At 40.7% G+C, this 21,061-nt stretch carries 22 protein-coding genes; 4 read left to right on the forward strand and 18 right to left on the reverse strand.

Annotated features, from left to right (window positions below; all coding sequences use genetic code 11):
- The first annotated feature begins 23 nt into the window (after positions 1-23).
- The 4 genes from F9K33_09240 to F9K33_09255 all read left to right on the forward strand — a co-directional run bounded on the left by F9K33_09240 (position 24) and on the right by F9K33_09255 (position 3,953).
- Positions 24-875, forward strand: coding sequence for a hypothetical protein (locus F9K33_09240; GenBank protein ID KAB2879437.1), 852 nt, complete (start codon positions 24-26; stop codon positions 873-875).
- A complete protein-coding gene (locus F9K33_09245) occupies positions 872-1,630 on the forward strand; it encodes a DUF3108 domain-containing protein (GenBank protein KAB2879438.1) in 759 nt (252 codons plus the stop codon). The genes F9K33_09240 and F9K33_09245 overlap by 4 nt, the downstream gene beginning before the upstream one ends.
- A gap of 99 nt (positions 1,631-1,729) precedes the next feature.
- Entirely contained in the window at positions 1,730-2,443 is a 714-nt protein-coding gene (locus tag F9K33_09250) for an esterase family protein (protein ID KAB2879439.1), read from the forward strand.
- Between the two features lie 37 nt (positions 2,444-2,480).
- Positions 2,481-3,953 carry a glycogen synthase gene (locus F9K33_09255; protein KAB2879440.1) on the forward strand — a complete coding sequence of 491 codons (1,473 nt, stop codon included), beginning with the start codon at positions 2,481-2,483 and terminating at the stop codon, positions 3,951-3,953.
- Between the two features lie 54 nt (positions 3,954-4,007).
- Here the strand turns inward: F9K33_09255 and F9K33_09260 are convergent, their stop codons facing one another.
- The 18 genes from F9K33_09260 to F9K33_09345 all read right to left on the reverse strand — a co-directional run bounded on the left by F9K33_09260 (position 4,008) and on the right by F9K33_09345 (position 21,036).
- On the reverse strand, positions 4,008-4,625 hold the full coding sequence (locus tag F9K33_09260) for a hypothetical protein (protein ID KAB2879441.1): 618 nt from the start codon (positions 4,623-4,625) through the stop codon (positions 4,008-4,010).
- A 91-nt stretch (positions 4,626-4,716) separates the two neighbouring features.
- Complete coding sequence (locus tag F9K33_09265; GenBank protein KAB2879467.1) at positions 4,717-5,004, reverse strand: cupin domain-containing protein; 288 nt, start codon at positions 5,002-5,004, stop codon at positions 4,717-4,719.
- A gap of 31 nt (positions 5,005-5,035) precedes the next feature.
- Entirely contained in the window at positions 5,036-6,148 is a 1,113-nt protein-coding gene (locus F9K33_09270; protein KAB2879442.1) for an ABC transporter permease, read from the reverse strand.
- A 7-nt stretch (positions 6,149-6,155) separates the two neighbouring features.
- On the reverse strand, positions 6,156-7,262 hold the full coding sequence (locus tag F9K33_09275) for an ABC transporter permease (GenBank protein ID KAB2879443.1): 1,107 nt from the start codon (positions 7,260-7,262) through the stop codon (positions 6,156-6,158).
- Positions 7,259-8,008 (reverse strand): ABC transporter ATP-binding protein, encoded by a 750-nt coding sequence (locus F9K33_09280; GenBank protein ID KAB2879444.1) that lies wholly within the window; start codon positions 8,006-8,008, stop codon positions 7,259-7,261. The genes F9K33_09275 and F9K33_09280 overlap by 4 nt, the downstream gene beginning before the upstream one ends.
- On the reverse strand, positions 8,001-8,921 hold the full coding sequence (locus tag F9K33_09285) for an ABC transporter ATP-binding protein (protein KAB2879445.1): 921 nt from the start codon (positions 8,919-8,921) through the stop codon (positions 8,001-8,003). The genes F9K33_09280 and F9K33_09285 overlap by 8 nt, the downstream gene beginning before the upstream one ends.
- Positions 8,921-9,325, reverse strand: a complete 405-nt coding sequence (locus tag F9K33_09290) for a hypothetical protein (protein ID KAB2879446.1) — start codon at positions 9,323-9,325, stop codon at positions 8,921-8,923. Before F9K33_09290 ends, F9K33_09285 begins: the two co-directional genes overlap by 1 nt.
- A 14-nt stretch (positions 9,326-9,339) precedes the next feature.
- A complete protein-coding gene (locus F9K33_09295; GenBank protein ID KAB2879447.1) occupies positions 9,340-9,774 on the reverse strand; it encodes a hypothetical protein in 435 nt (144 codons plus the stop codon).
- A gap of 15 nt (positions 9,775-9,789) precedes the next feature.
- The gene (locus F9K33_09300) at positions 9,790-10,677 is read right to left on the reverse strand and encodes an HlyD family efflux transporter periplasmic adaptor subunit (protein KAB2879448.1); all 888 of its coding nucleotides are present in this window, start codon (positions 10,675-10,677) and stop codon (positions 9,790-9,792) included.
- A gap of 2 nt (positions 10,678-10,679) precedes the next feature.
- The gene (locus F9K33_09305; GenBank protein ID KAB2879449.1) at positions 10,680-11,930 is read right to left on the reverse strand and encodes a TolC family protein; all 1,251 of its coding nucleotides are present in this window, start codon (positions 11,928-11,930) and stop codon (positions 10,680-10,682) included.
- Positions 11,927-12,544: a TetR/AcrR family transcriptional regulator gene (locus tag F9K33_09310; protein ID KAB2879450.1), complete on the reverse strand. Its 618-nt coding sequence runs from the start codon at positions 12,542-12,544 to the stop codon at positions 11,927-11,929. The genes F9K33_09305 and F9K33_09310 overlap by 4 nt, the downstream gene beginning before the upstream one ends.
- Before the next feature lie 293 nt (positions 12,545-12,837).
- Positions 12,838-14,121 carry a hypothetical protein gene (locus F9K33_09315; GenBank protein KAB2879451.1) on the reverse strand — a complete coding sequence of 428 codons (1,284 nt, stop codon included), beginning with the start codon at positions 14,119-14,121 and terminating at the stop codon, positions 12,838-12,840.
- Complete coding sequence (locus F9K33_09320) at positions 14,121-14,840, reverse strand: outer membrane lipoprotein-sorting protein (GenBank protein KAB2879452.1); 720 nt, start codon at positions 14,838-14,840, stop codon at positions 14,121-14,123. Before F9K33_09320 ends, F9K33_09315 begins: the two co-directional genes overlap by 1 nt.
- A gap of 40 nt (positions 14,841-14,880) precedes the next feature.
- Entirely contained in the window at positions 14,881-16,113 is a 1,233-nt protein-coding gene (locus tag F9K33_09325) for an ABC transporter permease (protein ID KAB2879453.1), read from the reverse strand.
- Positions 16,114-16,116: 3 nt separating this feature from the next.
- A complete protein-coding gene (locus tag F9K33_09330) occupies positions 16,117-16,812 on the reverse strand; it encodes an ABC transporter ATP-binding protein (GenBank protein KAB2879454.1) in 696 nt (231 codons plus the stop codon).
- Between the two features lie 107 nt (positions 16,813-16,919).
- A complete protein-coding gene (locus F9K33_09335) occupies positions 16,920-17,543 on the reverse strand; it encodes a tetratricopeptide repeat protein (protein ID KAB2879455.1) in 624 nt (207 codons plus the stop codon).
- Complete coding sequence (locus F9K33_09340) at positions 17,531-18,793, reverse strand: hypothetical protein (GenBank protein KAB2879456.1); 1,263 nt, start codon at positions 18,791-18,793, stop codon at positions 17,531-17,533. Before F9K33_09340 ends, F9K33_09335 begins: the two co-directional genes overlap by 13 nt.
- A gap of 59 nt (positions 18,794-18,852) precedes the next feature.
- Entirely contained in the window at positions 18,853-21,036 is a 2,184-nt protein-coding gene (locus tag F9K33_09345) for a peptidoglycan DD-metalloendopeptidase family protein (GenBank protein ID KAB2879457.1), read from the reverse strand.
- Between the last annotated feature and the right edge of the window lie 25 nt (positions 21,037-21,061).

The following is a 21,061-nucleotide window of genomic DNA, read 5'->3' on the forward strand; positions in this document are numbered from 1 at the left end:
TTAGAAAATAGCAGGCATCGATTATGAAAAACAAAAAATTAAAAAAACAAAAGAAACTTGTCAAAAAAACAACAAAAAAACCAAAAAAAACATCAAAAAAACTAAAAAAGACACAAAAACCGACTAAAACAAAGAAAAAACCAACAAAAAAACCTGTTCGGTCATCCAAGAAAACACGTACAAAATCCAAGAAAAGGGCAGCAAAGAAAGTAACAATAACAAAGAATAAGAGCTCAAAATCACATCAAACAAAACCGATTGAAAAAAAGAAAAAATTTAACAACTCTCCTCAGGAAAATCTAACAAGACCATTTAATATTATAGAAAGCTATATGGGAGATTACAGTTTTAACGATATATATTCAATTCTATTTGTTTGCACCGGCAATATGTGCCGGAGTCCTATCGCCGAGGGTTTATTAAAGAAAAAAATCAGCGAAGAGGCACCTGTTGAATTAAAAGACAAGATTTTCGTACACTCCTCCGGCATCTACGCATACGAAGGAAATAAGCCGTCTGAAAACTCAGTTAAAGTAGCGTTGCAAAATCTTATTGATATATCACAAATTAGGTCTAAGCCGATCAACCGGGTTCAAATCGAACAGTCTGATTTAATCTTTGCGCTTTCAATAGATCATCTGAACTTCATACTTGAGAACTTTCCTACGGCAAGGCATAAATCTACATTACTTAAAACATACGGAAAAGAAAGAAGCATAACGATCGCCGATTCGATTCCGGACCCGATAGGTTTTTCGATGGAATTCTATATAAAAACATTTACTGAAATAAAAAACGCGATTGATTCTGCGTTTCCAATGATTGTAGCGGCAGCGCAACAGAAAATATTTCAAAAAAATAATTTAAGTCTATGATTTCTTTCAAAAAAATAGCGTTATCCGCTATTTTTTTTCTCTCTTGTTCAATTTCACAGCTAATTGGCCAAAACCAGCGAAAAATTGAAAATAACGCATTCAAAGTTGGAGAAAAACTGACTTTTTCAATAGGCTGGGAATTCATTAATGCCGGTACGGCGATTCTGAATGTAGAGAAGATTGTCAGTATCAATAATTCCCCGTGTTACCACATCTCCGCAGTTACAAATTCTAATACTTTTTTTTCAACGCTCTATAAAGTTCGAGATCGTCTGGAATCCTATGTTGATGTAAATGGAATCTATCCGTTAAGATACATTAAAAAAACGTACGAAGGGGGATATGAAAGGAATTTTACCGTCAATTTTCATCACGAATCGCAAGTTGCATTGATTTCTGATGCCGATTCCGGGAATAGAGAAATAAAAATTCCTCAATACTTACAGGATATAATTTCGTCTTTCTATTTTGTGAGAACCCAGCCAATGGTTGAAGGACAAGACATTCAATTATCTGTCTTTGATAATGGACGATACAATAACGTTACTGTCAAAGTCATAAGGAAAGAGCGGATTTCCGTAGACGCAGGGGAATTTGACTGTATTCTAGTTCAAACACCCATTGGCCCGTTTAGCAACAAATCTGATCTGAATATCTGGCTTACCGATGACGTGAGGCGTATTCCTGTTCTCATGAAAAGTAAAATAATTATCGGCTCAGTTCGCGCAGAGTTAGAATCCATTTCCGCTGAATAAACCTATAAAACTCAGACCGGCTTCCCTATTATCGCTCATTTGAAGGCCATATAATTAATTAGAACAAAATTTAGTCCACGCTTTGCTCAGGAGAAAAAGATGCACCACTATACATATGGATGGTACAGCGAAAGATTAAACCGACAAATGGACTTTCAGCATTTTGGACACGCAGGTGCGCCGATAATTGTGTTTCCTACAACCCTGGGTAATCATTATGAATTCTCTGACAGGAATATGATTGACCCGATTGTGTGGAAAATTGAACAAGGTCTTATACAGGTTTTTTGTGTGAACTCTATTAATAATGAAAGCTGGTACAACAACCAAATTCATCCTCATGAAAAGGTGAAACGCCACGTTTCTTATGAAGAATACCTCATTCAAGAGTTTTTCCCCTATGTTCGCCAAAAAACGGGAACGGAATACCTTGTCTTATTTGGCTGCAGTTTTGGCGGTTTTCATGCCATCAACTTCACATTACGGCATCCGGAGCTCGTAGACAAAGCAATTAGTCTAAGCGGTTCATTTACAATCGAGGGTTTTCTAAACGGATATTATGACGATCTTTGCTATTACAATAATCCGGCGCATTACATGCAAAACATGCGCGACCCGTACTATATAGATCGCTATAATCACTCGACGGAATTGTCATTAGTAACAAGCGACTGGGATGTTTGTAGAGATCGGAATGAATATTTTCATAAATTGTTGACCGACAAAGGAATACGGCATAACTATTATTTCTGGGACGGCCACGTTAATCACGATTGGCCATCATGGCAGAGAATGATAGGTCATTATCTATAATGCGAATAACTTTTGAATTCTCAATAGGGAACAAATCATGAAAATAGCTGTAGCGGCTACAGAAGTTGCTCCCTACGCTAAGACGGGCGGACTTGCCGATGTGATAGAGGCTCTACCGAAGACTTTGGAAAAATTAGGTAATGACGTCAAAGTCTTCATGCCCAAGTATTCTCTCATCGATGAAAACAAGCATAAACTAACATACGAACCTGCCATAGGCGAAATGCCGATTCGTGTAAATGGTCATACACGATCTGTTCATGTTCAAAAATCCAAAATTAATGGCTCTGAAGTTGATATTTATTTTATTGATTGTCCGCACTATTTTTATCGCAGACATATTTACACAATGGATCCCGATGAGGACGAACGGTTCATCTTATTTTGCAAAGCGGTTATTGAGACCATGCAACGATTGAAATGGGCGCCGGACGTCATTCATTGTAATGACTGGCAAGCCGGCCTGATCCCGCTTTTTATCAAGGACAATTACAGTTGGGACAGGATGTTTGACGAAACCGCCACACTCATGTCTATTCATAACATCGCCTATCAGGGACGATTTCCAAATCAAACAATTCATAAAGCCGAATTAAAAGGAAGTCTATATTATCCCGGAGGACCGCTGGAGTTTTACAATACGTTTAGTTTTTTGAAAACAGGCATCGTCTATTCTGAAATCATTAGCACGGTGAGTGAAACGTATTCACATGAGATACTGACCGGCGAATATGGATTTGGAATGGAGAAAGAGTTGTTGCCGCGCAGGGATGACCTTTTTGGCGTACTGAATGGCGCAGATTATGATCAGTGGAATCCAGAAGGCGATCCGTTTATTCCTTACCACTATTCAACAGCGGACTTGTCAAATAAGCTGAGGAACAAAGAATATTTAATAAAGCAAACCCATTTACCTTTTGACAAGAATAAGCCGATTATTGGAATTGTATCTCGGTTAGTTGCACAAAAGGGATTTGATCTCGTTGCTGAGGCAATCAATGAACTCATGTTTTTGGACGCACAATGGGTAATATTGGGAAGCGGAGAAGACAGGTATGAAGAAATGTTTACGATATTGAGCCATTCAATTCCTGATAAAGTATGGGCATATATCGGATTCAATAATGAACTGGCTCATTTGATCGAAGCCGGCGCGGACATGTTTCTGATGCCGTCGAGGTATGAACCTTGCGGATTAAATCAGATCTACAGTTTAAAATATGGTACGGTTCCTATCGTTCGAAAAACAGGAGGATTAGCAGATACAGTACAGGATTGGCATGAATTCAAAGCACGAGGGGACGAAACGGGCGACGGTTTTTCTTTTAATGATGCAACAGGATTTGCGCTTCATACGACGGTTCTGCGCGCTGTGGAGACATTCAGAGAAAAAAAGACATGGAGGAAAATTCAGGAAAACGGCATGAATCGAGATTATTCATGGCGGGTTTCTGCAAAAAAATATATGGCGCTTTATGAATTGGCCGTAAAAAAAAGAAGAGGGCAATAAACCCTCTTCTTTTTAAGAACATTTCTATGACAAAAACAGAATAAATATCGTAAGTTATTTGACGATATTAAATGAATTTACCATTTCATCAAATCCTTTGCTCCAGCCGTCAATCGTTTTCTGGGGTCCGACAGCTTTGTAGAACCAAGGACCGTTAGGCGTTTCAACAATGGCGGCGCGCAGAGCGTAATTTGCCATTTCATCCACAGGCCCACCCATCATGCTTCCATCACGGGATTTTAAGTAGGTTCCGGTCACATAAACAACGGTCACTTTTAATCCGTTCACTTCTTTAATTTGTGAAACAACCTTATCTTTTGTTTGTCTGCCGTCCGGCTGCTTAAATTGTCCATACCAACGGTCGAGATTAGCATCAACACTTCCGCCTGCTCCCGGAAAGAAAAAGGCTGCCATTTCAGCGTCGCCCGCTGTTCCCGGCAAACGGTATTGAGCTTTACGCATCGGATTATTTGGGGCCTCCGCTAGCCAACCGTCCGGGGCTTTGAATGTAACCTCACTGCCTTGGGTGTTTTGCATAGAAGACATCCCACCACTGTGCACATCTTCCGTTTTATTTGAGGCGCCCTCACCAGGTTGAGTCTTGTCGTCTTTTTTTGGGTTGGAATTACAGCCGATAACGAAAATTAGAAATAACATCAGTAAATTTTTCATTTTTTCTCCGTAAAATAAGTTGGTCTTAAGAAAAAGTCATAACGCGAATATAACAAAAAATTTCAAAAAAAAAACAAAAAGTTTAAATTCACTATTTGATCATAGTGAGTATCATTTTGAACTTAGTAAGCGCTTTGACCGCATGCGGCTCATTTGCCGGCATAATGATCATGTCGCCCGACTTTAGATGAAACGGTGTGCCTGAGATATATATTTCCACCTCGCCGTCAAAAACCTGAACCATCGCATCAAAAGGCGCGGTATGTTCACTCAAAGTTTGACCTTCATCAAAAGCAAAAAAAGTAATCGTTGCCGTTTTTTTGTTAATTATCGTTTTACTTACAATCGAACCCTCTTGGTAATTTCCGAGCTCAGTCATTGCAGAAATTTTCTTATCCACAACCCTCCTTTTAGTCGCTCACTTTTCGATACCGTAATACCGAAAGAGTGAGCATGATAATTGAAAACACAGATAATACAATAACATGAAAACGGATATCGTAAAAACCGGAGCCTTTAAGCAGAATGTCGCGCATGATCTTTATATAATGTGCGACTGGATTCAAAAGAGTCATATTTTGCGCCCACTGCGGCATACTTTCGATGGATGTGAAAAGTCCGCCCAACAATATAAAGATGACTATAATAAACCAAGCAATGAACATCGCTTGCTGTTGAGTATCTGTGATAGTAGAAATAAATAAACCCATTCCAAGTACGACCAACAAATAAATGGCTGCCGTCCCGAAAACAAGCCAAAGACTGCCTACAATTGGAATATGAAAAATCAATTTTGCAACAGCTAATCCAAAAGCAAGAATAAACAATCCCAACAACCAGAAAGGAAGCAATTTGCCTATTATAAATTCATATTTTTTTATGGGTGTCACATTTAATTGTTCTATCGTCCCAATTTCCTTCTCTCGCACAATATTCATTCCAGACAAAAAAAGCCCGATCATAGATACGAGAGAAACCAGGATCCCCGGTATCATGTACGTTTTGTAATTTAGCTCCGTATTATACCAATATGAATACTCTATTTTGATCACGTTCGGAATATTGGCAACCTGAGGTTTAAACTGAAGCTCCTGAGAAAAAGTGCTCACGATATTGGATGCATACGACTGTATCAGCCCGGCTGAATTACCGTCTTCCGCATTGATAACGAACTGAACTTTTGAAACGCCGAGCTTATGAATATTTTTTTCAAAGTCTTTAGGAATTTGCAGAATCATCTGCGCATTATTACTTTTAAGGTCATTTTCACCAAGTTCATCTGAAAAAGACCGATCAACTAATATAAAATATTTTGAAGATGTAAATTTTTCTGTCATTTTGCGAGAGATCGTACTTTGATCACGATCAATCAAGTGAAATCGTACATTTTTGATATCAAATGTTGCGGCGTTAGTCAGGATCAACAACTGGATAACGGGCATTCCGAATATAATCGGGAGCATGCCTTTGTTTCGGAATATTTGTAAAAACTCTTTTTGAATGAGAAACCAAATGATGCGCATAAGTCTTTTATTGTAATCTTATTTTAAATTTTTTTAGGCTGACAGCCATAAAAAACAATGTCATTCCGCCTAATATTAACGTTTCCTTCCACAGATACTCCAGACCGATTCCTCTTAGCATAATTCCTTTCACAATAATCAGGAACCATTTAGCGGGAACGATGTTACTAAAAATCTGCAGTGGCCAAGGCATCGAGGAAACCGGAAAGATGAATCCCGACAAAATAATTACAGGGAGCATCAAACCAGCTAATGCGATCATCATAGCTGTTTGCTGGGTTTTACTTATAGTTGATATCATAATTCCAAGCGACAAAGCAGTAACAACAAAAAGCAGGGCTTCTATAAAAAACAAAATATAGCTGCCTTTAAACGGGACATCAAACACAAAACGAGCAAGAATAATAATCGTGGCCGTATTAACAAATGACAAAAACAAATATGGAAGAACTTTTCCGACAATAATCTCATATGGTTTAAGCGGTGAAACCAAGAGTATCTCCATAGTTCCCAATTCTTTTTCCCGTGTGATTGTTATGGAAGTCATCAAAGCGGAAACCAACATCAAAATCACAGCAACCAATCCCGGGACAAACATAAAAACGCTTTTGAGTTCAGGATTATAAAGCATCTTTACCTCTGGAACGATTTGTGGAACTAACTCACCTTGATTTTTCAGGCTCAATTGATATTCTTGAATTATCGATGAAGTATAGCCGATTAACAGGTTTGCCATATTCGGATCATTGGCGTCAGCGATGATTTGAATATGCGCCTGGCCGTCTCTCAGGAGCCGCTGCGCAAATTCCGGTTCAAATACGATCACTTCTTTTACAATTCCCTTACGAAATACCGCTTCCATATCCGAATCTTTATTGATGTCGTCCTTAAGCAAGAAATATCCTGAAGAGAGTAATTTTTGCTTTATTTCTAATGTGACATAGTCATTGGAATGATCGACGATGGAGATATTCGCGTCATTGATTTCATTGCGAATGGCAAAACCGAACAAAATAAGTTGGATCACTGGCATGCCGAAAAGAATTAGCATGGTACGTTTATCTCGGAAAATATGATAAAACTCTTTTATGACAAATCCTCTGAAACTTTTCATATCGCACCTGCTCTTTGAGGACGCGCGAGCTTGAGAAAAACATCATCCATCGAAGAAGCCCGGAAGCTTTCTTTAAGCCCCCGCGGCGTATCCAGCGCCGCGATACGCCCATCCACCATAATGGAAACGCGGTTGCAATATTCCGATTCGTCCATATAATGCGTCGTGACAAAAACCGTTACGCCGTCGGAAGACGCCTCATAGATCAGGTTCCAAAACTGGCGTCGCGTGATCGGATCCACGCCGCCCGTAGGCTCGTCAAGAAATACTATTTTTGGATCATGGATCACCGCAATGGAAAAGGCCAGTTTTTGTTTCCATCCGAGGGGGAGTTCGCTGATCAGCATATTACGTGCATGTTCCAATTCAAGTCTTTTCAACAAAGAATCTGTTTTATCGCGGATCTGCAGATCACTGAGGCCGTACACACCGCCATAAAAGCGTATATTTTCTTTAACTGTCAGATCTTCGTATAAAGAAAACCGCTGGCTCATATAGCCGATATTTCTTTTGATATTTTCTGTTTCTTTGAACACGTCAAATCCTGCAACGGTTGCCATTCCCGATGTAGGCGAAAGAAGCCCGATGAGCATACGAATTGCCGTGGTTTTTCCGGCGCCATTAGCGCCGAGAAACCCGTAGATCTCGCCTTGTTTGACATCAAAAGTAATCTCATTGACCGCAATAAAATCGCCGAAGCGTTTGGTCAATTTTTCCGCCCGAATGGCATAAGCAGTATCAACCATTGTTATGAGACTCCATTAAAGACATAAAACAATCTTCGATGTTGGGCTCGATCAATTTCATTTCGACCTGCTTTATGTTTTGTTCCGACAAATAATTACCGATCTCATCGTTCGAAAATCTATTTCTCCGGTCGGTATAATGCAGAAATTCGCCGAATGGATAAACCGAATGGGTGTGAGGGAATTTTCTAAGCGCAACGATCAGCTCGTGTGTACTCTGAGCTTTAACCGCCAGAAGCGGCCGGTCAAAAGTCTTTACTATGCTTTTCGGGGTATCAATTCCAAGAATGTTCCCGTTCTGGATCAACGCGATCCGGTCGCACAAACCGGCCTCGTCCATATAAGGAGTTGAAACCACGATCGTAATCTCCTTTTGCTGAAGACGTTTCAACATTTCCCAAAATTCTTTTCGTGAAACCGCATCGACGCCGGTTGTGGGTTCGTCCAGAAAAAGAATTTCAGGTTTATGAATTAATGCGCACGAAAGAGCAAGCTTTTGTTTCATGCCGCCGGATAATTTCCCAGCGCGCCGGGTTTTAAAAGGCTCGATCTGAACATAAATATCTTTGATCAGGTCATAATTTTCTTCGACGGTTGTTCCAAAAACGGAAGCAAAAAACTTAAGGTTTTCTTCGACACTCAAGTCCTGATACAAAGAAAAACGCCCCGGCATGTATCCTATCTGAGTGCGCAGTTTTCTGTAATCCTTTACAACATCCAAACCGTTGACGGACGCTTCTCCATCATCAGGCAAAAGAAGAGTTGTAAGCATTCGAAACAAAGACGTTTTTCCTGCACCGTCCGGCCCGATGAAACCGAAAAGCTCGCCTTTTTCAACGGAGAAATTTAAAGTGTTTACAGCAACAATATCGCCATACTTTTTAGTCAGATTTTTAACGACAACCGCAGGCATTATTTCACCAAATCTGTTTGTTTCCGTTGATATAAATAATATCCGGCAAAGCTGATCAATGCCCACACGACTGTCCTTATCGTCATAGCCATGACTGTCCGGTTTTCAAATAATCCTCCAGACCACACATGAATACCGAACGCGATGAAAATCACTCCGGTTGAAATGAAAATGAAAAATGCGAGCTTTACGCCCCAGGATCTGATAAACCAAAGCCCGATACCAGACAATATGTAGAGAAAGCCCGCACAGAAATTGAACCACAGAACAAAAGGAACATATTGTCCTGCAGCCAACCTAGCCTCCCCGTTAAAAAACAATACGGCGCCGCCTTCTTTGATCGTTGCGATACCGAAGAATAAAGCAAAAGCCGCCAAGATTCTAAAAAAAAGTACATGATTCATTTTTGTTTACATCCTTATTCAAAAAAATTGCTATAGGAGAATAAGTTCTTTTCCATGACAAGAACCGCATGTTCGGAGGCTTTCAAGTCATCCTCTTTGAGTGTGTTGAGTTCTTTGATAACCGACGCCAAAAAATTGTGTAATTGTTGATGGGCGTTTCCGGTCATCGTACATTTTTTGAAAACTAAGTCCAATTCAGTCTGAAGTTGTGAATTAAGACGTTTATAGTCTTCGATGCCCGGACGCGGAGTTTCCGTTTTGAATACGGTAACAAGACGTTGTAGCTTGGCGACGCCCTCATTTGTCTGCTGATCCGCCTTCCATTTTTTCCCTTGGTCTAGTTGTACGGGTTCGATCTTGTGCGAACTTTCATCTTCGCTGTGTTTGTGTTTACAGCTTCCGAGAGAAACGAAGCTGAGTACAATCACTAATGTGAGTAATGTTTTCATAACTGCCTCCTTTATTTAATAAGGTTGTTTAAATTTAATTTCTCCGGGCATGCCGATCTTGAGCGATCCGTCATTGGTCACACGCACCTTCACGGCATACACCATATTTACACGCTCCTGTTTGGTTTGAATGATCTTGGGCGTAAATTCCGCCTTAGAGGAAATCCAGCTGATCTCGCCCTCGAGTTTTATGTTTTCCGTTTTGTTTTGGTCGATCAGAACTTCCACCTTCTCGCCGATCTTAACCTTGGGCAACTGGTCGCCGCTAACGTACACGCGGAGAAACATCGTGGAAAGATCCGCGATCTTGTATAGCGGTTTCCCGAAACCGATGACCTCAAAAGGTTCAGCAAATTTCGTTAAAATCGTTCCTTTGACAGGATTGATAATGATGCTTTTCTGAATCTGGTCATTGATCTGGCGAATTTGAGAATCCAACGAACGTATATCCGACAAAACCGCTGCGTTTTGTGTTTCGATAGAAGCCATTTGTTTATCCAGCACGTTCAATTGTCCGTTAATATCGTCGAGCTGTTTCTGCGTTGCCGCGTTCTCTTCGAACAGTTTTTCCAATCGCTGTTTTTCGATCAGCGCAACATTCTTTTGTTCCTGCACGACGTCGATCTGAGCGAGAATATTTGCTGACTTTGAGCGGATGCTTTGTTGTGATGCCAAAAGCTGTTCGCGTTTCAGAGCAAGCTGGGTCGTGTCGATATAACCCACAACGGCATTAGCATTGAGCGTCAACCCTTCTTCTGCTTCAAAACGAAGCAACTTTCCGCCGGCCTCAGCGGAAATAATGATTTCTGTGGCTTCGAAGTTACCGTACGCGTCCGATTTATCGTTATTTCCAGAACAACTTATGACGGTTAACAATGTGAGCGCTAAGAATAATTTTTTCACCTTTATTCTCCTATGGTAATGAGGTAATCTCTTTGAGCTTTGATGAGTTGTATCTTGTGTGATTCTAAAGTCAATGATGCCTGATGTTCGGCATTAAGTTCGGTCAGATATTCCGACGATGTGACCACGCCGTTATCAAGCTGGCTTGACAACTGTTGCGTAACTTTTTTTCTCAGCGCGATGATATCCTGGTCCAGCTTTATAAGCTCCTGCAGTTTGTCGATTTCCGACAGGTTTTTATGAGCGGCAATGCTAATGTTTTTTGTAAAAACCTCTTCCTGAGTGATGATTATTGATTGTTGTTGTTTCAGGATCTCCCTGTCACGGTTATCGGTGTTCCAGTTCCAGAAAGTCCAGGTTGCGCGGAGGCCGGCGATATAGTATTTCTGAAATGTATTGTCAAACGCATTGATACCCGGACGCGCATAGGATAGCTGGAGGAATGCCGAGACCTTCGGCAAATTGCGCCGGCCGGTAAGATCGATCGAGTGGCCGATCTTTTTTCGTGACAGATCGAACGCCGCGTATTCGGGACGTTTTAGTGATGTACCGGAACCGCCGGCAGTAACATCATGGGGGATCGCAAGATTCAGCGATTCGTCCAGCGGGGTATTGAGTAATTGCGACAAAATATCGATCGAGGCCATTTTGTTCGCTTTGGTCTCTGCTACGGTTTGAGTGATCTTCAGCAGTTCCGCTTCGAGAATGTCTGCATTGCTCGGGAGTATGGTCCCGTTTTTTACTTTTGATCGGATACTCGTAAGTTTGGTGCGCACATCCTCATCGGTTAACCTGAGTGAACGTTCTTTTTCCTGCAAGAGCAATACGGAAAAATAGGCCTCATTGACCTGAGTTTTGAGCTTGTAGAGTTCCACCTCAACGGACTTTTTATCAACAACTGTCTGAGCCTTTTCGACTTCTTTTTGTTTTGAAATGACTCCGAAATCGTAGATAAGTTGATTGGCCACAAGCGAAGCCTGGTACCCGTCTTTATGCTGCTGAGGGATTGAGACTGTTGGCAGCGAAATTGGAAGTACGGTTACGTCCGACTGATAGGATGTTTGCGCATTCAATGTCGGCTCAGGAAGATATTTCGCATTGAGGTTTTTCAGACGCAGTTCGAGCATGTTGTCGTACAGTTTGATCTGCTTGCTCAGAGGAAATTGTTCCATTGCCTTTTGATAACACTCCTCCAGCCTCAGGGTGTCTGTCGGGGGCGAGAGGAAAAACCAGTATAAAAAAAGAATCTTCATTTTTTGTATAATCCGTTTAATATGAATTGGGTCATTTGTTCTTTTCGTTGTTCGATAAATTCGTCAAAACCATCATGATCAAGGCCGAAAACAGCGTGTAACATCGGTTTGGCTATAAAAGGGAAAATGCATGACGAAACTATCGTGACCATCAGCTGCAATGGAGCAATTGGAATATATTTTCCCGTATCAATTCCTTCCTGGATTTGAGTGAAAAATTTCTGCGGACGCAGGAGTGCATTGTTGGCGATGAATTGTTTCATTCGCTCCGGATTCTGAGTTAACTCATGCAGAACAAATCCGGGGATGTAAGGGTTGGATTTGATAAGATCAATGTAATTATGAATAAGTTTTTTTATCTTTTCTTCCAAAGTCAAGTCGGACTCAATTATGGAACCAACCAGCGGCAATATTTTCAGTGCCGCTTCTCTGAAAACCGCTTCAAAGAGCTGATCTTTACTTCGAAAATAATAATGAAGCATAGCTTTATTGATCTGTGCTTCATCCGCAATTTCCTGCATTCTGGCGCCATCAAAACCCCGTCGATGGAATATTTTCCTCGCCGCTTCTATTATTTTGTCCTCTGTTTTGCTATCTAAACCATTATTAATCATATGTTTTTAATTAACCTTACGGTCAAATTATATAGTTAAATCATTTGGTTAAACAGAATATAAAACATAAAACGCTGTTTGTCAAGAAAAAAATTCATCAATTGCAAGTTTTTGTTAAAAAATACCCATGAAGTGTGTTTTTCGAAAACTGAATCCCAGACAAGTCGATGAGACGGGAAATCATGGCTGAGAACTAAAATATCTATTTGCTTTCTTGTCGCTATTTGGATCGTTGCCAATGCCCAAAAGTCCAATCTCATTAAGTTACATGCACTAAAATAATATCTCTTAATTTAATAATATACCCTCATCCACAATTCGACACGCTCCTTCATCTGCTTATCTCCATACTCCGTCTGACCTCCGCCGACGAGTATGCTTGGCCAAAAAATGAATTCTACGTTCGTAACAGGCTTGTAATTCACTTGTAACGAGAGAAGATAACTCTTGTCAGACAGATTGTAAATCGTGTATAGAGACGGGGTGAAGTAAAGCCAGTCAAAAGGCTCGGGATATGTTAGTTTGACGTACAGATAATCCAGCATCAGTGTACCGGTTCTAAAGTATGTTTGACTGATACTAAGCGCCTGCTGCGCTGCTAAGAAACTACTATTATCGGCGCTCTTTTGTAAAAAATCGATATATTGTTTGTACTCGTGTCTTTTCAATCCAAGACCGTTATGATAATATTCAGCAATAAGGGTAATATTGAAGGCGTTTAAGTAGCGAACGCCAAACAGATATGAGAATTTATCGGCACGTCGAATATTAATGGAATCGTTAAAAATTGTATACCGCGGTGCATCCATGTTGAGGCCTAGCTCACCGTGAATTTCAAAGTTCTCCCTGACGTTCCGGGCAAAATCCAATCCGTATCTTTTCGTTTCATTTTTACTATAATAAGTCATCAGGTCAATGTCTGTGTCCCATAACAAAAAATACGTTTTCAACGCAAGATCCGTTTTCTTAAACTCGCCGTATCGGCTATTCGGGATCTCTGAGGAAGGGATCACAGCAAACGTCAGAGCGAAACTCTGCAAGGCTTCGGATGACAAACTTTTTATGTACTCGACATTGGCCGAAAGCAGTCCTGCTTGTGCAAGTTCCGGGTTTTCAGCGTCTTTCACCGGATTGACAAATCCGACGGGATTGAACGCGTAGCCCTTTCCCCAATTGTAGGTGCGCTTTCCCGCCTGCAATGTTGTATTGAAGGATGGATTGTAGCTGCCGTACGCCTCAAACAAATCAAATCGCATATCGGCATCGTTGTAATAGGTTGCGTGTGTTTTCAAATGAAAGCCGATATCTTTCGTGCGATAGTCGGCATTGAGATAAGGCTCTAACCTGTACTGCGAGAGCAATGATGATGACGGACGCTCTTTCAGGAATTGAAGTTTGTATAGCGCCGAGCTTTGGTCCATGTGAAACAGCGTGTATTTCACATCGAGGTTGCCGCTCCAGTCAAGTTTTTTTTCATCTTGAGTTTCGGCCGGCGCTCCAGTCGTCTCGACTTGCCCAAACGCAACACCCCATGACACGAAGACCAAAATAGATATAAATTTTCCAGCAAGTCGCATTATTTTAGATCTCCTAACCGCCCCATGTAATTCAGCGTGAACACTTCATCGGGGAATTGCCGTTTTTTGATGGTTTGATAAATCATCAAGGAACGATACCCTTTGTATAGAGGACTGTATGTTTCGATTACGGAAGGCCGTGTCAATCCGCCTCCAAAATTTTTGTCATCTTTGAACTCGAGTGTTTTAATAAGCATGCCGCTGGCCGAATACGCTTCAACTTTACGAAGTATTTTCTTGTCTTTCGTAATCCACATCTTCAGTTTGTCGTACGCAACCGTTTTGTTCTTCGCCTTCAAATCGAGAATGAACTCATAATCCGTTCCTTCCGCATAAGCCGCGTCGTACTCCTCAGAATACTCCAACTGCATAAGGTCCGCATTGTTGAAAACGCCGCCAACAACGGACTGCAAACTTGTAATGCGTATGGGTTTGTTTACGCTCGGGACGTAAAGCCACATATTCTCCCCCAAGCGAAGCGTTGCCCTTCCTTTTTCACTCGCAGGGAGTAGATAGAGCATCGCAATCTTATCCTTTCCTTTCTTTATCGTGTAGAACGTGAACTCTTTCTTCGATCCGTTTGGCTCTTCGTTGATAAGTTTGCGGTTAGCCTCATAGGATTCCGGCATGAGATTGTCGTCAACATCCTTTAAGAGGCTGTTGGCGTCTTGCGCTGAAAGAGTATATGAGAAAAGCGCCATGATAATTAGTTTTTTCATAAAACTCTCGTTTCTTTCATATTAAAAGTAGTGATTTATCTTACACATGTCCTAACGCATCCACCGGTTCCATTTTCGACGCCTTATACGCGGGTTGGAATCCTGCGAAGAGCGACACGAGCATGACGATAACCGCAAGCCAAACAATTTCGCCTGTAGGGATACTCGGCGCGAGAGACACATTCATCTGACCAAACGTGAAATCAATCTTCGTTATGTTCATCACCCATAACATGACGAGTCCGACAACTATGCCCGCAATCGTGCTAAGCAATCCCATAGCAAATCCTTCGATCAGAAAAAGAGAAAGAATCCGCCGGGGCGGCGTTCCGATTGCCGCGATGGTCCCGATTTCACTGATTCTCTCGTACACTGACATCGTCATAATGTTGAGAATGCTAACCAGAACAATGGTAATCAAAATGAATTTCACAACAAAGATCAGAAGGTCAACGATACGTGCAATACTGGCAAACGGTGAAAGTTGTTCCCATGTGTGCACTTCAAATAAGGCATCCGGCGCGGCGGATTCTTTTTTCAGCTGCAAAGAAACCGCGCTAAGTTTATCGAACTTATGTAAATGAATCGCAATTTCAACAACCTCCGGCTGATCCATTCGCAGAAGCGTCTGTGCGTCCTGGATGTGTATGTAGCCATCCTTGCCGGACGGACCGAAGACGCTCTCCGTTACCGCAGCAATACGCAGCGTTACGGCGTTAACCGAGCTTTCCTTATTCGTTGCGACAAGAACAATTTCATCTCCCGTCTTCAGCGAAAGCCCTTTCATGAGATTTTCCGGAACCAAGATTTCTCCCGGTTTTAGAAATTGGTCGGGATCCGGTACGTCTCCTTTGATACGTTTTACGAACCCTGACACAGTGCGGTTTTCCATTTCCGGATAAACAGCGCTCAAGCGAATGTTGGATGTCTGAGCGTAGTTACTGATCATCGCGCCGAATTTAATCCGCGGACTGTATGCCGCTATTTCAGGCATGTTTTTCAGCATCTTTTCGATCTTCGCCAACTCCGCTCCTGAGAGAATGAGGTTGAGGGGCTGATTATCAATAGATTCCACATACCCTTTTACGTGTATTTGCAGATCGCCCATCACTGTGTTTGTCAATACGCCAACCATTTGTGATTTGAAGGAAATGGCCAAACCACCGAAGACCACCACGAGAATCACTCCAAACGCAATAAGCGATGTAGTCAAGAGCGTTCGTCGTTTGTTACGAAACAAATTTCGGAGCGCAATTATGATCAGATTCTTCATAGTTCATCCCGCCTTTCTGTTTTCCGTGTTGACGATGCTTCCGTCTTCCAAAGTGTAAAGAATTTCTGCTTCTCCGACAATTTTAGGGTCATGAGTTGAAAAGATGAACGTGGTGCCGTATTCGCTCGTCATCTCGTGCATGATGCTTATAACTTTAAACGCGGTGGTATGATCGAGGTTAGCGGTGGGTTCATCGGCAAGTACAATTTGCGGATTCGTTACTAATGCGCGAGCCACCGCCACACGTTGCTTTTGACCGCCGGAAATTTTGTTCGGATATTTGTCTTTTTGATCGGTCATGCCTACTTTTTCCAGCAGTCGCAGCACACGATCACGGCGCTCCTTTAAAGGAAGCCGGTCGAGCATAAGGAGAGGATACTCGACGTTCTCATATACCGTCAGAACCGGAATGAGATTGAAATTCTGGAAAACAAACCCAATGGTTTTTCCGCGAAACGCCGCCGCTTCGGCGCGGCTGAACAATCCTACGTCGACACCGTTCACAAACACTTTTCCTTCCGAAGGCTTATCCAGACAGCCGATGAGATTCAGCAGGGTAGACTTTCCGCTTCCTGATGGGCCGATAAACGACACAAACGTTCCCTTCAGGATTTCTACATTTATCTCCTTCAATGCATGAACAGGAATTTCTCCCGTTTGGTAGACCTTCCTCACGTTTTCCAGACGAATCAAACTCATGGGTGCCTTTCAATAATGTTTGATAAAAAGTATACTAAAATTCTCATAAAATCAAAATCGAGTAAAACGAGCTTAGCCAATCTTTTTAAACTTTATTCTTTCTGTTATCACTTGATTAATTTCAAACCCTCCAATGCCGATTTGTCATCCGGGCTATACATCAAGACCTTATTGAAAAGAACTTTTGACTCACGGGTTTTTTGTAATTTAAGCTTATTCCAGGCAAGCAAAAGCACTGAGTCGTAGTCGAAAGGATAGAGATTCACAACCTTTTCGATAAAACCATCTGCCTTTTCGTAATTTTCCCGGCCATAATAAATGAGTCCTAATCGATAATTGGCAATTGTATTTTGGGGATCGATCGCAAGAATTTTATTGTAAAGGTCAATCACTTCCTCCCATTTTCCCTGCGCAGAAGCGGGGTAAGTCATGCCAAATCGCGCTTCAATGGCATAAGGTTTTAATGAGATAGCTTTACTATAAAAGCCGATGGATTCGTTGAACTGTCCACCGAGGTAATTCAGCCAACCAAGCCGAAGATTCATTTCATAAGAGTCAGCCTGATACACCGCTTTGATTTGATCAATGGCTTTGATGTAATTTCCGCTTTTCTCTAATACATAGTTTTCTCTAAACGCCTTGATTACTTCGTCCTGTCCAAACAAAGAAATAGGGAATAGAACAAACAAAATAATCGTCCATAGATTTGTGTGCTTTTTCAATAGTTCCATATAATGCCTCCAGTAATTGAATGGTTAGTGTATTGAATAGTATTATAAATATTATGATCAGGCAATGCCGGAATAAATGAACTTTCATATGCAAGCATCGAATAATCAAACCTAATTTTAAATGCCGGCTTTAGCGGAAGTATCAGTCGCCCACCATAACGTCGTTTGATAATATCAGTACCATTGTAAACGACAAATCCATCGTTGCGCAAAAAGTTATGCATGTCGCCGAGGCTTCCATATCCTTCAATCCATATCCGGCTTGTCAATTTAAAGCCCATGAGCTGGTCAAAAATTAATCTGTTTTGAGACCTATCGCCGGAATTTGTTTCAGATTGATAGGATACCGTTGAAACAGTATACAAATTTAAATTTCCCAAAGGATATAACGTAAGTAAAAAGTCACCCTGGATCTGCCGGGCATTATTCAATCCTGCATAATAAAAGGATGCACCCAAGGTAAAATAGCTGAAGTTTCTATAGATGGATACAAAACTTACGATATCATTTTCCGAAAATGTTTGGGTAGTAATCCGATTCTGCCCTTGCCTGAAATCCGTAACTTCAACAGGATATCGGATATTAATGTAATGTAGCCCCAAAAGCATATTTAATCCTTTTGCCAAGCGGGCATTTCCCGATAAATAGTACTGGTGCAAAGATGTTTTATAGTCAGGATTGGAAGAGAAAATGCCGCCTTGTTGTGAGTATACAAAAGAGGTTTTGGCGATATAACTATAAGCGTGAAATATTGAAATTTTTGGATTCAAACTATGCTTTAAGCTTAGATTGAAATAATGATGCCCTTTTGAAATATATTGTGCCCCGTTTTTTTGCGAATCAATATTGATAGAATATTTATTCGTCACGGATGGATTTGCGATAAAACCTGAATTGTAAGTAAAATCCAATTGATCTATTAAATTATTTTCTTTGATTCCGATTTTTTCTTTCAATTGCCATGAGAATGTAGCCGCTAAAATTTCAGCTTCCGTTTGACGGCCTGAATATAAGTAAGAATAATACAAGTATTCTTTCAGAAAGGTTTCAACCGAGTTAACGGCATACGCTTTTTCGAAATGACGAATGGATTGATGATAATTTTGTTTCTCAAAATACGCTATCCCCATGCGTACTCTCAAATAATAAAAATCGATTCCGTGGTCAAGCGACTTTTTCCCTTCGATAATCAACTTATCCCATTCTTTTTCTAACCAAAGAGAATACGTTATTTTATCTACTGTAGCCATATTCACGACTTCTTGCGAAGCGCCGTTGTAAGCTGAAAACAGTATTAAAAAGAATACCCCTAGTCGTTTATACATATAGCTCGTATGTTAATTTGATTGGTTTGTATCTCGAACTCTTTTATACCTCTCTTGTCGACGTAGAAAAAAAAACTTATTTCTTTGCTTTTCTTACCGAAAACTTTTGTTGTTGTTTTTGAATTTAGTACAAGCCGCGTATCTGATAAGGCGTCATGTGAACCGGCATAAGTTAAGCTGAATTCTCCACTCTTATAGCGAAAAAAAGGCGCGACGAAATCCTGTAAAACGAGGTTTTTTGGGTTGAATACCATATTGAGGGGATAAGCGTCATGCAGAACAAATTCTTTATTAAAACCTAAACAAACCTTGTACGCCGCCAAATAAAAATAATACAGTAATGATCTTCTATCGCCTTCAAAATGGATAAAGTGCATCATCGCATCGTCTATTTTGAAATACGCCTTAGACTTTGATTTCTCACATTCAATATACTTATTTAAAAAGTAATCGATTTTGACCTCCCAATCGGCTTCATGTTCTGCGCTGTCGATTACATTAAATTTTATCTTTTCTCCAGGAATAAAGAAAAAAGCTCTTCGCAATGAAGGATTCACTTGTATATTTGAAATCGTTTGATTCTTTTCTGGGGTGGCAACTGTTTTTAATTCCACATTTTTAGATGTTTTAAGAAAATAATTGCTTATTGGATAGTCTATCGTTTTAGACCCTATATAGGGCGTTGCCTGCACCTGAAAGTGCAAATGCGGATAAGGCGAATTACCTGAATTACCGCATTTGCCGAGTAAATCGCCTTTTTTTACCTTATCGCCAGACGTTACCTGTACGGTACCCTGCTTGAGGTGGCTTAGTTTTGTATATAAGTATTCGGCGTGCTTAATAATAATTGTATTTCCCCAGTTATTCTCAAGATTTTTTTCACCAATCATGTTGTCTTGAATATCGTCCACTACTTCCTCAATAGTACCGTCGGCGGGAGCAATAATGTTTTTGTTGTAACAATAATAGTCTTCCGTGTAGTCGCCTTCATTTTTGTAGGTCTTTCCTGCGTCATCTGCCATTTCAAAATCCCAGGCGTGTCGCCATCCGTTTTTATGAGTATATTCCCCATTATGTCCCTGTGTTATGACCCATTCGCCAAAAAAAGGCAAAAAAATAGAAACAGGGCTTTCTTTGCCAAAACGTTCTGTATGATTGATGAATGAATAAAGATTTTTCTCGGGTGAATTTTGCTGTATAAACAGAGTGTTCAATTTTGCGTTGTTATGCACCCTGAATTTAAGTGCGTATAAAAACAATAAGGTAACAATATTGAAAGGTAAGGAATAAATCGGCAGATGATACAATGCTAAAACGGAGCTTAGGCTTATAGTAAGAATAGCAACCATCGGTATAAGAAGTATAACCGCTAAATACGAGTTGCGATTCGGTATGATGAAGTATCCGCCAATGGCAATAGCCGATAAAATATAATTGAACCCGATGTAGCTATAGCCGACTTCAGTAAAACGCGCGCCGATAAGTAAGTAGAATAAGTATGCAATGTAAAAACCAATTAAAGAGAGGATAAACCCTATTCTGGAATAAACCAGTAAGCCTATTGCTACCAAAACACCAGCAAAAACACTATGCTGAAAAAGAATTGCCCCTAAAGATAAAAAATATCCTTTTAATGAAACCGGTATTGGAATACTGTTCCACCATTCGTATAAATCGACAAACAAACTTCCGCCAATAGTATATAGATCATTTAAAGTGTAAATTTGCCTCTCATTCAGCCCCAGAGCCTGAAATTCACGGGATGCAAGTGTCAATGCCCACAATGACAATACGAAGGGAACACTTAAGTATGGTAGACCATATTTGCCGATAATGCCTTCAAGCGCAACTGAAAAAAACAGCGTCAATACCGCTGCAAGCAATACTAATAAGAGAAGCAAGATTCCGGGTTGAAAATAAACCCCTAAACCCAGACCTACGAGCAATGAGTTAAACCCATAATAGCCCTGTCGTATTCTAAATTTATCAAAACCAATCCAAAGGGCCGTAGCATTGCTAATTAATACCGAAAACAATCCGAATAAGCCCGTATAAAAATCAACAAAGGTTACCAGCAAAAGAATGCTTGCAAAAACTTTATTGTCCGAAAAAAAAACCTGAGAATAACTGTTTAATATACCCTGCAAATACCATTTCAGACTGCTCATAGACTTCAACATGTTGTTTTTACAA

The organism is bacterium (genome assembly GCA_008933615.1).
Lineage (GTDB): Bacteria > CLD3 > CLD3 > SB21 > SB21 > SB21.